The following is a 12,749-nucleotide window of genomic DNA, read 5'->3' as shown; positions in this document are numbered from 1 at the left end:
GTTGTCGCCTCACCCACTGCCCAACGGCAAATACAAGGTCAACGCCGTTTCCGTCGTGGGCTGGAAACCGTAGGTCTTGTAAAACATGGCGGCATGTTCGTCTTTGGCGTCCACCACCAGCACACGTACGCCAAGTCGCTCGCGGAGGCTGAGAGCACTGTTTACCGCGTGGCCCAGCAGCAGCCTCCCGTAGCCCTCACCCTGGTGCTGGGCGGAAACAGCCAACCGTCCAACGCGAGCGGCGGGTATCGGGTAAGCAGGCAGCCGCTTGCGATCGGCCGGCTGCAAATCGTGCGGGTGGAGTTGAGCGGCAGCGAGACTCAGGTAACCGAGGATGCGGGCTGACGTGGTGTCGTCGATCAGAACGTGCGTGGTGGCGATGCCTTGACGCTGGTGCTGACCGGCCTGTTGCTGCAGATAGATGTCGAGCGCCTCGACGCCGCAGCAAAAACCGCCGCGATCGTGTTGCCGCGGAGCCAGCCGCATGAAACGCAGTGCCACGTCAGCGAATCAGCCTGGCGGCGTCGGCCATCGCTTTCTTGAGCTTTGCGTTCGGCTTGAACGGCTTGTCCAGCGCAGCGAGAAAACGGCGCGACTCGGCCGGAGACAGTGTGACGGCAAACTCCGCCGCCATCACGTTTTCAGCCTCGCGCAGTACGGCATCGCGCACGAAAGCAGACAGCGGTACGCCACGCAGATCGGCAGCACGGGCAATGCGATCCTTGTCAGTCGGATTCAGGCGCAGATCGAGTCGGGCGGCGGCAGTCATGGCGTTTCTCCTCGTGTACGGAATTGTACCGTACAGGAATCGGTCCCGCCATCCAGAGCGCGGAAACGTTGCCACTGCCAGGCGGCTGCCATAGCCGAAAGCTGCGCCAACGCTGACATGTCGAGCATCCTGGATCGGCACCATCACACGCTACAATCTCACCCTGAGACTTCTGATTGACCCTTCTGCTTCCCATGCGCAATCCCCTGCAAGATCAACTTCTCAAGGCCGGGCTGGTGAAAAAGAACCAGGTCGCCCAGGCGGTGCGCGAGCAGGCGAAGAAGCACAAGGGCAAGCAGCCGGCGGCTCCGAGTGCCGAGCAGCTGGAAGCGCAGCGCGCGCAGGCGGAGAAGGCCGCGCGTGACCGTGCCATTGCCGCCGAGCGCAACGCACAGCTGCGCGCCGCCGAGGCGCGGGCCCAGATCCAGCAGATCGTCGAGGCGCACAAGGTGAAGCGCGAGGGCGCGATCGCCTACCGCTTTGCCGACGGCGACCGCATCAAGGATGTGCTGGTGAACGAGGCGCTGCGCGCGCAGCTGGCCGCCGGCGCGCTGGTGATCGTGCGCCACGGCCAGGGTTACGAACTGCTGCCGCGCGTGGCGGCCGACAAGGTGTACGAGCGCGATGCGGCCATGGTCGTGCTGGACCACGGCCGGCCGGCACCTGCCGGGACGCAGGACACCCCCGACGCGGACGACGCGTTCTACAGCCGGTTCGTCGTACCCGACGATCTGGTCTGGTAGCCGCGCGGGGCGCCCTGCGCTCGTTCCGTATTGCAGCAAAACAGGCACCCCCCCCTGGCGTGAAGCAATGTCGCAGTGGCTGCTTACAGCAACGCGCCTCATTGAAATTTCATGCTGCAACGCACACAATACGCGAAAGTACGGACGTTGCCATGAGTGTTGCCTTCACGTATCCCGCGCCTATCCGTTTCGCCCCGCTCCCACCACGCAGCAGCGAACGCTTTGCCCGCCGCCATGACAGCGGCGAACCGCATGGTGAGCGGGTTTCCACCCGCGACGGGCGCGAGCTGCTGCTGCGGGCGATCGAACCGGGTGACGTGGCGGCCCTGCAACGCTGTTTTTCGCGGCTGTCGCCGGAGGACATCCGCCGCCGTTTCCTGCACGCCATGTCGGAGCTTCCCGCGCCGATGGCGCAGCGCCTGTGCCAGGTCGACCCGGCGCTGGAAACGGCCTTCGTCCTGATGGACGAATCGGTCACGCCGGCGGAAATGCGCGGCGTCGGCCGCATCTATGTCGACCCGTCGGCCGACAACGCGGAATTCTCGGTACTGGTGGAGCGCGACTGGAGCCGCCTGGGCCTGGGCGCGCTGCTGATGCAGCGGCTGGTGGACGACTGCCGCCGCCGCAACCTGTGCGAGATCTGGGGCTACGTGCTGCTGGAGAACCGCCCCATGCTGGAACTGTGCAGGGAGCTCGGCTTCGTGCGTCGCCTGCTGCCCAGCGAACCGGGCACCGCGCAGATTTCCCTGGCCCTGGGCAAATCCGACAAGCCGCGCTGACCCGCAGGCAAACGCTTCTACAAATCCCGAATCCCGCTCCTACGGCATCGCCCCGCGACTCATCGGCGTCGGCGGCGTGGCCACGTCCACCAGCGGCGCCAGTCGTATCAGCCGCAGCGCAATCAGCAGCCCGGCCAGCACCAGCGCGCCCACGAACAGCGCCACACCGTTCCACCCGTGCGAGGCGTAGAACAACCCGCCGCTGGCGCCGGCCACGCTCGATCCCGTGTAGTAGCAGAACAGGTAGACGGACGACGCCTGCGCCTTGGCCGCGCCGGCACGCCGCCCCACCCAACTGCTGACGATGGAATGCCCACCGAAGAAGCCGAACGTCACCGCCACGATGCCCAGCATGATCAGCGGCAACGGCCGCGTCATCGTCAACGCCACGCCGGCCAGCATCAGCGCGAACGCCGTCCACAACACCTTGCGCCGCCCCAGCTTGCCGGCCAGGTGGCCCATCCACGCCGAGCTGAACGTACCCATCAGATAGATGCCGAAGATCAGCCCCACCACCGCCTGGCTGAGGTTGTACGGCGCCGCCAGCAGGCGATAGCCCAAGTAGTTGTAGACGGTGACGAAGGCGCCCAACAGCAGGAAGCCTTCGACGAACAGCCACGGCAGGCCGCGGTCATGGAACATGCCGGCGAAGCGGCCAGCCAGCCGCCGCCAGTGCAGCGGCTGCGCCACGAAATGCCGCGAGGGTGGCAGCGCGCGCCAGAAGATCGTGCCCGCCAGCACGCCGATGACACCCACCACCACGACCCCGGCGCGCCACCCGAAAAAATCCGCCAGCACGCCGGTGATCAGCCGCCCGCCCATGCCGCCGACCGCGCTGCCGCTGATGTACAGCCCCATGCCCAGGCCGATCGATTCGACGTGCATCTCCTCGCCCAGGTACGTCATCGCCACCGCCGGCAAGCCGCTCAGGGTCAGGCCGAGCAAGGTGCGCACCGCCAGCAAGGCGGTCCAGTTCGGCATCACCGCCGTCACCAGCACCAGCAAGGCCGAGGACAACAGCGACGCCACCATCACCGGCTTGCGCCCCCACGCGTCCGACAGCGCCCCGGCAAACAACATCGCCACCGCCAGCACGCCGGTGGTCAGCGACAGCGACAACGCACTGCCCGCCGCGCTCACGCCGTAGTCGCGGCTGAACTCCGGCATCAGCGGCTGCACGCAGTAGAGCAGGCCGAACGTGGCGAAACCCGCGGCGAACAAGGCCAGGTTGGTCCGGCGAAACGCGGGCGTACCGTGATGGATGAAGGGCGCGTATGCCGCGTCAGGCACGGATGGCGGAGCGGCGGAAACAGGCGTCGAGGGGTAGTCCATCCGACGCATGATACGACCGCCCGAATGGTCACGACCTAACCGCATACCCCTGTGGGAGCGGCTTCAGCCGCGATGCTCTTGTCAGATACCCAAGAGCATCGCGACTGAAGTCGCTCCCACAATACGCTACGGGAGGCGTGCCACGGTACGGCGGTAGCGCCCGGCGATGCGCTCCTCGTCGCGATGGTGAAAATCGCGCACCTGCCAGCGGCCGCCCACCATCACGTCGCGCACCAGCGGCGCGTTGCCGGCAAAGATGAAACTGTCGAGCAGCGCACGCGCGTCGCGGCCGGCCAACAAGGGCGAGTTTTCATCCAGCACGATCAGGTCCGCCCGCGCGCCGTCACGCAGTTCGCCGATCGGCAAGCCCGACGCCTGCGCGCCGCCGCGCAACGCCGCGCGCCACAGGGTCTCGCCCACGCTGTCGCCTTCATGCCGGGCCGCGACATTGCGGTGACGCGTGGCCAGGCGCTGGCCGTATTCCAGCCAGCGCAGTTCCTCCACCGGCGATATCGAAATGTGCGAATCCGAGCCGATGCCCAGCGTGCCGCCGGCGTCCTGATACGCGGCCAACGGAAACAGGCCGTCGCCCAGGTTGGCCTCGGTGGTGGGGCACAAGCCGGCCACCGCGCCGCTGCGGGCAAGCCGGATGGTCTCCGCGTCGGTGAGGTGGGTGGCATGCACCAGGCACCAGCGCGCGTCGACGTCGGCGTGGTCGAACAGCCATTCCACCGGCCGCGCGCCGCGCATGGCCAGGCAATCCTGCACCTCCCCGATCTGTTCGGCGATATGGATGTGGATCGGCCCGCTGTTTGCTGCTTCGTTGGCCAACACCTCGTGCATGGCCCGCTCCTGCACCGCGCGCAGGGAATGCAGGGCGATGCCCACGCGCAGGTCGTCGCTCTCGTGCCGGCGCAACGTCTCCAGCAGCCGCAGATAGCCGTCCACGGTGTGGCCGAAGCGGCGCTGGCGCGCGGCCAGCGCGCGGCCATCGAAGCCGCCACTGATGTAGAGCACCGGCAGCAGGGTCAGCGCGATGCCCGCTTCGCGGGCGGCTTCGACCAGCGCCAGGGACATCGCCTCGGGCGCCGCGTAGGGCGTGCCGTCGATCTGGTGGTGCAGGTAGTGAAATTCGCAGACCTGGGTGTAGCCGGCCTTGAGCATCTCCACGTAGAGCTGGGCAGCGATGGCCTGCAATGCCTCCGGGCCGATCGTGGCGGCGAAGGCGTACATGGTTTCGCGCCAGCTCCAGAAGCTGTCCTCGGCATGGCCGCGCCGCTCGGCCAGCCCCGCCATGGCGCGCTGGAAGGCGTGCGAATGCAGGTTGGGCATGCCCGGCAGCACCCACTGGCCCAGCGACTCGCCGGGCGCGCCCGCCGCGGACACCACGTGCCCGTCGTGGATCGCGAACGCCTCCGCCTCGTGCCAGCCGCTGCTGTGCCACACGTGGCCGGCCCGGTAGGTGCTGGGGTGATCAGGCATGGTCAACCTCCGCTGGGATCGTCGGCAGTGTAACGGGGGTCGAGCTGTCTTCACCCGCGCTTGGAATCGGCGTGTGCATAATCGCGCCATGCCCAAGAAGACCGCTGAAAACACACCGAAACTCGCGTTGCGGCAGGCCGTGCTGGCCGACGTGCCGCAACTGGCCGACCTCACCGCCCGCGTCTATTCCGAGGAGTGGGGCCACTCGCGCGAGATGCTGCGCTCCCAGCAGACACACTTCCCGGAAGGCCAGTTCGTGGTCGAGTACGAGGGCAAGGTGGTGGGCTATTGCGCCACCTTCCGCATCGACGAGGCCACCGCGCTGGCGCCGCATACGTGGATGCAGATCACCGGCGGCGGCATGGCCTCGCGGCACAAGCCCGACGGCGACTGGCTGTACGGCATGGAGGTGGTGGTGCACCCGGACTACCGCGGCATGCGCATCGGCCAGCGGCTGTACCACGCGCGCAAGCGCCTGTGCACCGACCTGAAGCTGCGCGGCATCGTGTTCGGCGGACGCATCCCGGGGCTGGCGAAAAACATCGCCCGCTACGGCAGCGCTGAAGCGTATGTGCAGGCGGTGCTGGATGGCCAGCGGCGCGACCCCACGCTGAGCTTCCAGTTGTCCAACGGTTTCGAGATGATCGGGTTGCTGCGCGCCTACGTGCCGTCCGACCATGAGTCGCTGGGCTTTGCCGTGCATCTGGTGTGGCGCAATCCGCGCCTGATGAACCAGCCGGACGTGCCGTCGATCCCCTCCACCCAGCGCCTGCCCGATTCGGTGCGGGTGGCGTCGGTGCAATACCTGCAGCGGCGCATCAGCTCGTTCGAGGAATTCGCCACCCAGGTGGAATATTTCACCGACATCGCCGCCGACTACAACGCCGATTTCGTCACCTTTCCCGAGCTGATCACGCTGCAGTTGCTGTCGATCGAGAACACCGAGCTGTCGCCGGTGGCATCGATTCGCAAGCTGAGCCAGTACACGCCGCAGGTGAAGGACCTGTTCAGCCGTCTGGCCGTCCATTACAACATCAACATCGTTGCCGGCACGCATCCCACCGAGCAGGCCAACGGCGACATCCACAACGTCTGCTACATCTGCCTGCGCGATGGCTCCATCCACGAGCGCGAGAAGCTGCACCCTACCCCCAGCGAACGCAACGTGTGGAACATCAGCGGCGGCGAAAGCGCCGCCACCGTGTTGACCGACTGCGGGCCGATCGGGGTGATGATCTGCTACGACAGCGAGTTTCCCGAGGTGGCGCGGCACCTGGTGGACCAGGGCGCGCTGATCCTGTTCGTGCCGTTCTGCACTGACGTGCGCGAGGGTTACCTGCGCGTGCGTTACTGCTCGCAGGCGCGCGCGATCGAAAACCAGTGCTACGTGGTGATGTCCGGCAACGTGGGCAACCTGCCCGGGGTGAACAATTTCGACATCCAGTATGGCCAGAGCTGCATCCTCACGCCCAGTGATTTCGGCTTTGCCCGCGATGGCGTGGCCGCCGACTCCACCCCCAACATCGAAACCGTGCTGTTCGCCGACCTGCGCCTGGAAGGCCTGGCCCGGGCACGCAATGCCGGCGCGGTGACCAATTTGAAGGATCGCCGCTTCGACCTGTACGAGACGCGATGGCGGACCTTGCCGGGGGCGACGTGACCGGCCGGGCGGCTGCCCGCCCAGCCTGCGCGACGGCGGACAAGGCCAGCCTGCGATAATCACCCGATGCACGAACCCACCGAACCTGTCGCCAGCTCGTCGAATCCACGCCTGCAGGCGCTGCTTGGCCACGAGTTCTTCGCGCCGCATCAATGGAAGCGGCGGCTGGTACTTTGGGTGGGCGCGGTGCTGGTGGCGCTGGCGGCGATCCTGTTCGCCAAGGCCAGCGTGTGGTCGTATCACCTGTTCCTGCGCATCCTGGCGTTCGGCGCGTGGATTCCGCTGATCCTCACTCCGGTGGTGTTCGGGCTGCTGGCGTGGGTGACCGAAGGGCGGCTGCGCGCGACCCGCGGCAGCGGCATTCCGCAAGTCATCGGCACGCTGCACATCGAGGACGAAGGTTTTCGCGCGCGCATGCTGTCGCTGCCGATCGCGGTGGGCAAGATGGTGCTCACCCTGGTCTCGCTGGCGGTCGGCGCCTCGATCGGCCGCGAGGGGCCGACCGTGCACGTGGGTGCCGCGCTGTTCCATTCGATCGGCCGCCGCTTCGGCTTCACCGACCCCAGGGCGGCGTCGCGTTTCATCCTGGCCGGCGGCGCGGCGGGCATCGCGGCCGCGTTCAACACGCCGCTGGCCGGCGTGGTGTTCGCGATCGAGGAACTGGCCGGCACGTTCGAGCATCGCTTCAGCGGTTTGCTGCTGACCGCCGTGATCATCGGCGGCGTGGTGTCGCTGGGCATCATGGGCAACTACGCCTATTTCGGTGAAGTCGAGGCCAGCCTGCCCTTAGGGCGCGCCTGGCTCGCCGTGCTGCTCACCGGCATTCTCTGCGGTCTGCTCGGCGGTTTGTTCGCTCGCTTGATTCTGCTCAGCCGGCGCGGCCCGCTGGCCCGTATCGGACGCCTCCGCGCCCGCTGGCCGGTACTGTTTGCGGTGGGCTGCGGGCTGGCGCTGGCGCTGCTGGGGCTGTGTTCGCACAACGCGATCTACGGCACCGGCTACGACCAGGCGCGCGCCATCGTGCAGGACACGGTCAACACGCCCGGGCAGGCATTCGGCATCGCCAAGCTGCTGGCCAACGTGGTGTCGTACTGGGCCGGCATCCCGGGCGGCATCTTCTCGCCGGCGCTGGCGGTCGGCGCCGGCCTGGGCCAGAACGTCGCCCAGTTTCTTCCGGACGTGCCCGCGGCCGCGGTGGTGTTGCTGGGCATGAGCGCGTACCTGGCCGGCGTCACCGGCTCGCCGTTGACCTCGGCGGTAATCGCGATGGAGCTTAGCGACAACCAGGACATGGTGATCCCGATCATGGCCGCGTGCCTGCTCGCCCGCGCAGCGGCGTCGCTGTTCTGCCCCACGCCGGTCTATCGCGATTTCGCCGAGCGCATGGTGCAGGATTACGAACGCCGTCACGCAACGCGCCACCCTGCCGGCGAGAGCGACGACGATGCCGATGACCACTCACCGCCACCGGTCGGGCGCACCAGCGCGTTCGGGGAGCCGGCCGCACCCGGCGAAAACGCGGCTCGCCGCCAACCTTGAGAGAGTCCGCGCCGCCATGAGCGAATCACGTTGGGATCGGCTGCTGTTGAACGCCACGCTGGCCACGTTTGCCGGCGACGCGCCGTATGGATTGATCGAGCACGGCGCCATCGCGATGCACCATGGGCGCATTGCGTGGCTGGGCCACATGGACGACCTGCCCGATGCGCCCGCCGCGCTGGCGGTGAGCGTGGCATCGGTGGACGGCGCCCTGGTCACGCCGGGCCTGGTCGACTGCCATACGCACCTGGTGTTTGGCGGCGACCGCGCCCATGAATTCGAGCTGCGCCTCAACGGCGCCAGCTATGAGGAGATCGCCCTCGGTGGCGGCGGTATCGTATCCAGCGTCAATGCCACCCGCGCCGCCAGCGAAGAAGAATTACTCGACCAGTCGCTGCCGCGGGCGCGGGCCTTGCGCGCCGACGGCGTGACCACGCTGGAGATCAAGTCCGGCTACGGGCTGGAGCTGGACAGCGAGCGCCGCATGCTGCGCGTGGCCCGTCGCCTCGGCCGCGAGCTGGGCATCGGCGTACGCACCAGTTTCCTGGGCCTGCATGCGCTGCCGCCGGACTACCGCGACCGGCGCGAGGCCTACGTCGGCCTGGTCTGCGACACGATGCTGCCCGCGCTGGCCGCCGAAGGCCTGGTCGATGCGGTCGATGCGTTCTGCGAGGGCATCGGCTTCAGCCGCGAGGAAACCCGCCGCGTGTTCGAGCGCGCCACGCAGCTGGGCCTGCCGGTAAAACTCCATGCCGAACAGTTGTCCGACCTGGGCGGCGCGGCCCTGGTGGCCGAGTACGGCGGGCTTTCCGCCGATCATCTGGAACATCTCGGCGAGGCCGGCATCCGCGCGATGGCCGCGGCCGGTACGGTTGCCGTGCTTTTGCCCGGCGCGTTCTACGCGCTGCGCGAAACCAGGCTGCCGCCGATCGACCTGCTGCGCCAGCACGGCGTGCCGATGGCGATCGCCACCGACTGCAACCCCGGCACCTCGCCGCTGCTGTCGCTGCGGCTGGCCGCGGGCATGGCCTGCACGCTGTTCCGGCTGACGCCGGAGGAAGCGCTGCGCGGCATCACCGTCAACGCGGCGCGTGCGCTGGGCCTCCACGACCGCGGCACGCTGGCGCAAGGCCAGCGCGCCGACCTGGTGATATGGAACGTGCGCGAGCCGGCCGCGCTTTGCTACTGGATCGGCGGCGCACTGGTGCGTGCCGTCCTCGTCGGCGGTGAATCAGTGGCGTGACAGGCGGCTCATGCGCGCGGCCAGCGCCTTGTAGAAAGCCGCCGGCAATTCCGCGCGCACCGGCACCCGCCACCAGTGCGGCTGCGCAAAAGCCCGGCATTTGACCGCATCCTTGTCGGTCATCAACACCGGCAGGCCATCGGCGAAATCGAGATCCGCGGCGGTAAACGCGTGGTGGTCGGCGAACGCGTGCGCGATCACCTCGATGCCCGCCGCCCGCAGGCTGTCGAAGAAACGTTCCGGGTTGCCGATGGCCGCCACCGCATGCACCCGCTGGCCGCCGAAGTCGCGCAGCGGCTGCTTGCGAGCATCGACCAGCGACATCGCCACCTGGCCGCGCAACCGCATCGGATATTCGCCCGCCGCCGGCGTGCCGCCATTGCACACGCGAAAGTCCAGTCGCTCCCAACGCTGCATCGGTTCGCGCAGCGGGCCGGCCGGCAGCAGGCGCTCGTTGCCGAAGCGGCGCGTGCCGTCCACCACGCCGATTTCCACGTCGCGCGCCAGGGCGTAGTGCTGCAGGCCATCGTCCGCGACCACCAGATTGCAACCGGTATCCAGCAGCAATTGCGCCGCCGCCGGACGATCGCGCCCCACCGCCACCGGCACGCCGCTGGCGTGGATCAGGCAGGGCTCGTCGCCCACCTGCGCCGGATCGGGCGCATCGCCCAGCAGCACCGGTTCGCGCTGGCGGCCGCCGTAGCCGCGGCTCACCACGCCGGGCCGATAACCCCGCGTGCGCAACGCCTCGACCACGGCGATCGTCAGCGGCGTCTTGCCGGTGCCGCCCACGCTGATGTTGCCGATCACGATGACGGGCGCGTCCAGCTGCACGCGGCGCAGCCAGCCCAGGTGGTAGAACGCGCGGCGCAGGTGGATCGCGGCGCTGTACACCGCGGCCAGCGGCCGCGTCCACCAGGGCGCGCGACCATCGCCGTACCAGGCCGCTTCGAGCGTGTCGACCAGCGCCATGGCGAACCCTCAATCGCTGCCGTGGGCAGCGGCCTGCTCGCTGAACTGCATCCGATGCAGCGCCGCGTAGTGGCCGCCCAGCGCCATCAATGCGGAATGCGTGCCGCGCTCCACGATGCGGCCCTGGTCCATCACCGCGATCTGATCGGCATCCTCGATGGTGGACAGGCGATGGGCGATCACCAGCGTGGTGCGGTCGCGCATCAGCCGTTGCAGCGCCTGCTGGATCAGCCGCTCCGATTCGGTATCCAGCGCGCTGGTGGCTTCGTCCAGCACCAGGATCGGCGCGTTCTTGAGGATCGCCCGCGCAATCGCGATGCGCTGGCGCTGGCCGCCGGAGAGCATGTTGCCGCTTTGGCCGATGCGTGTATGGATGCCCTCGGGCATGCGCGCGATGAACTCCATCGCATTGGCCGCCTCGGCCGCCGCGATGATCTGCGCCTCGCTGGCCCCGGCCAGCTCGCCGTAGGCGATGTTGTTGGCCACGGTGTCGTCGAACAGCACCACCGCCTGGCCGACCCAGGCGATCTGCCGGCGCAGCGAGGCCAGCGTGTAGTCGCGATAATCCTCGCCGTCGAGCACGATGCGCCCGGCGCTGGGTTCGTGGAAGCGCGGCAGCATGCCTACCAGGCTGCTCTTGCCGCTGCCCGAGCGGCCCACCAGCGCCGTCACGCTGCCGGGCGGGCAATGCAGATCCACGCCGCGCAGCGCCTCGAAACCGTTGCGCGGATAGACCAGCCGCACCGCATCGAAACGCAGGTCGCCTTGCGTGCGGGTCAGCTCGCGCGTGCCCTGGTCCACCTCGGGTGGCAGGTCGATCACCCGGAAAATATCCTCGGCCGCCGACAAGCCCCGCTGGATGTTGGCCTGCACGTTGGTAAGGCGTTTCAACGAGGGCAGCATCGTACCCATCGCGGTGAGCACGGCGAAGAACACGCCTGGCGACATGACATTGAGCACCTGCGGCCGCGTGCCCAGGTAGACCAGCGCCGCCAGCGCCATCGCGGCGATCAGTTGCACGGTCGAACTGGATGCCGCATTGGTGGCGGCGATCTTCAGGTTGAGCCGGCGGGTGTGGCGGGTGATCTCGCCGAAGCGCTGCGATTCGTGCTGCTGGCCGCCGTAGATCCGCACCTCGCGGTGCGCGCCCACCGACTCCTCCACCGTGCCCGTGACCGAGCCCATGGTGCCCTGGATGCGCCGGCTGATCTGCCGGTAGCGGCGGCTCACCACGGTGGCCACCAGCGCGATCGCCGGCACCATCACCAGCAGCGACAGCGTGAGATAGGGGCTGTAGTAGAGCATTACGCCCAACATGGCGATCACCGTGAAACCGTCGGTGATGGCGATCTTGGCGGCGCTGCTCGACGCGGCGGCCACCTGTTCGCTGGTGTAGGTGACGCGCGACACCTGCTGCCCCGACGGCTCGTTGCCGAAATACGGTGCCGGCAAGCGGAGATAGGCCTCGAAGACATCGTGCTGCATCGCCTGCACCACGTGGCGGCCGATGTAGGACACGCCGTAGTCGCTGACGAAGGTGCCCAGCGAGCGCACCAGGAAGATCGCGATGATCCAGATCGGCATCCAGAAGATCAGGTACGGGTCCTTGCGCGTGAACAAGGTATCGATCATCGGCTGCAACAGGCCGGTGAACAGCGCCAGCCCGCCGCCATCGACCAGCATGCCGACCACCGCCACCAGCGCCACCGGCCAGTATCGCCGCGTGTAACCGAGCAGGCGGTGATAGACGCCCCAGCCGTCGACCACCGGTGCCATGGCCGGGCGATGCTTCACTCGTTCGCGCCCGCGGCCGTGGGCGTGGTGGCGATCGACAATCGGGTGAAACCCAGCTGGCCCAGCGCATCCATCGCCGTCACCACATCCTGGTGCGGCGTGTTGGCGTCGGCGCGGATCGTCACCGGGCGCTCGCGGTCCGTGCCCGCATGGCTGGCGAGGGCCTGCTTGAGCGGCTCGATGCCCTCGCCCATGACCTCGTCGCTGCCCACGTAGAAGCGGCCTTCGCGATCGATCATCACGGTCAGCGCCGGCGCGTTCATGTCGCGATCGGACGTACTGGCGTTGGGCAGGGTCACCTGCAGGCGCGAGTGCTGGATGAAGGTGCTGGTGAGCACGAAAAACATCAGCAGGGTGAGCAGCACGTCGATCAGCGGGATCACGTTGATCTCGAAATCGTCCTGGCGGCGGTCGTTGCCGATACGCATCGTGGTGC

General features: G+C 68.0%; 12 protein-coding genes. 5 read left to right on the top strand and 7 right to left on the bottom strand.

All coding sequences use genetic code 11. From position 1 onward, the window contains the following. Positions 1–9 precede the first annotated feature (9 nt). Together ABD017_RS14210 and ABD017_RS14205 are read right to left on the bottom strand one after the other, a co-directional pair. On the bottom strand, positions 10–501 hold the full coding sequence (locus tag ABD017_RS14210; protein WP_343883427.1) for a GNAT family N-acetyltransferase: 492 nt from the start codon (positions 499–501) through the stop codon (positions 10–12). A 1-nt stretch (position 502) separates the two neighbouring features. After that, complete coding sequence (locus ABD017_RS14205) at positions 503–769, bottom strand: type II toxin-antitoxin system TacA family antitoxin (RefSeq protein ID WP_343883426.1); 267 nt, start codon at positions 767–769, stop codon at positions 503–505. A 194-nt stretch (positions 770–963) separates the two neighbouring features. Between ABD017_RS14205 and ABD017_RS14200 the strand changes: the two genes are divergently transcribed. Next, positions 964–1,512, top strand: coding sequence for a DUF2058 domain-containing protein (locus ABD017_RS14200; protein ID WP_343883425.1), 549 nt, complete (start codon positions 964–966; stop codon positions 1,510–1,512). A 152-nt stretch (positions 1,513–1,664) separates the two neighbouring features. Further along, positions 1,665–2,291, top strand: a complete 627-nt coding sequence (locus ABD017_RS14195) for a GNAT family N-acetyltransferase (RefSeq protein ID WP_343883424.1) — start codon at positions 1,665–1,667, stop codon at positions 2,289–2,291. A 39-nt stretch (positions 2,292–2,330) separates the two neighbouring features. Here the strand turns inward: ABD017_RS14195 and ABD017_RS14190 are convergent, their stop codons facing one another. Together ABD017_RS14190 and ABD017_RS14185 are read right to left on the bottom strand one after the other, a co-directional pair. Further along, a complete protein-coding gene (locus ABD017_RS14190; protein WP_425543749.1) occupies positions 2,331–3,623 on the bottom strand; it encodes an MFS transporter in 1,293 nt (430 codons plus the stop codon). A gap of 126 nt (positions 3,624–3,749) precedes the next feature. Next, complete coding sequence (locus ABD017_RS14185) at positions 3,750–5,105, bottom strand: formimidoylglutamate deiminase (RefSeq protein WP_343883422.1); 1,356 nt, start codon at positions 5,103–5,105, stop codon at positions 3,750–3,752. 88 nt (positions 5,106–5,193) lie between these two features. Between ABD017_RS14185 and ABD017_RS14180 the strand changes: the two genes are divergently transcribed. The 3 genes from ABD017_RS14180 (at position 5,194) to hutI (ending at position 9,547) form a co-directional block, all read left to right on the top strand. Further along, positions 5,194–6,765 carry a GNAT family N-acetyltransferase gene (locus ABD017_RS14180; protein ID WP_343883421.1) on the top strand — a complete coding sequence of 524 codons (1,572 nt, stop codon included), beginning with the start codon at positions 5,194–5,196 and terminating at the stop codon, positions 6,763–6,765. A gap of 66 nt (positions 6,766–6,831) precedes the next feature. Beyond that, a complete protein-coding gene (locus ABD017_RS14175; protein ID WP_343883420.1) occupies positions 6,832–8,304 on the top strand; it encodes a chloride channel protein in 1,473 nt (490 codons plus the stop codon). Positions 8,305–8,320: 16 nt separating this feature from the next. Next, positions 8,321–9,547 (top strand): imidazolonepropionase, encoded by a 1,227-nt coding sequence (hutI, locus tag ABD017_RS14170; RefSeq protein ID WP_343883419.1) that lies wholly within the window; start codon positions 8,321–8,323, stop codon positions 9,545–9,547. Here hutI and lpxK read toward each other — a convergent pair. The 3 genes from lpxK to ABD017_RS14155 are packed head-to-tail and all read right to left on the bottom strand — an operon-like array spanning position 9,536 to position 12,741. Further along, positions 9,536–10,519, bottom strand: a complete 984-nt coding sequence (gene lpxK / locus ABD017_RS14165; RefSeq protein WP_343883418.1) for a tetraacyldisaccharide 4'-kinase — start codon at positions 10,517–10,519, stop codon at positions 9,536–9,538. The genes hutI and lpxK overlap by 12 nt on opposite strands. Positions 10,520–10,528: 9 nt before the next feature. Continuing rightward, on the bottom strand, positions 10,529–12,295 hold the full coding sequence (gene msbA, locus ABD017_RS14160) for a lipid A export permease/ATP-binding protein MsbA (protein WP_343883774.1): 1,767 nt from the start codon (positions 12,293–12,295) through the stop codon (positions 10,529–10,531). A gap of 14 nt (positions 12,296–12,309) precedes the next feature. Beyond that, the gene (locus ABD017_RS14155) at positions 12,310–12,741 is read right to left on the bottom strand and encodes an ExbD/TolR family protein (protein ID WP_343883417.1); all 432 of its coding nucleotides are present in this window, start codon (positions 12,739–12,741) and stop codon (positions 12,310–12,312) included. Positions 12,742–12,749: the final 8 nt, after the last annotated feature.

The organism is Rhodanobacter caeni (assembly GCF_039523575.1).
Taxonomy (GTDB): Bacteria; Pseudomonadota; Gammaproteobacteria; order Xanthomonadales; family Rhodanobacteraceae; genus Rhodanobacter; species Rhodanobacter caeni.
Note: the sequence above shows the minus strand (reverse complement) of the source record. Positions and strands in the feature narration are given on the sequence as shown.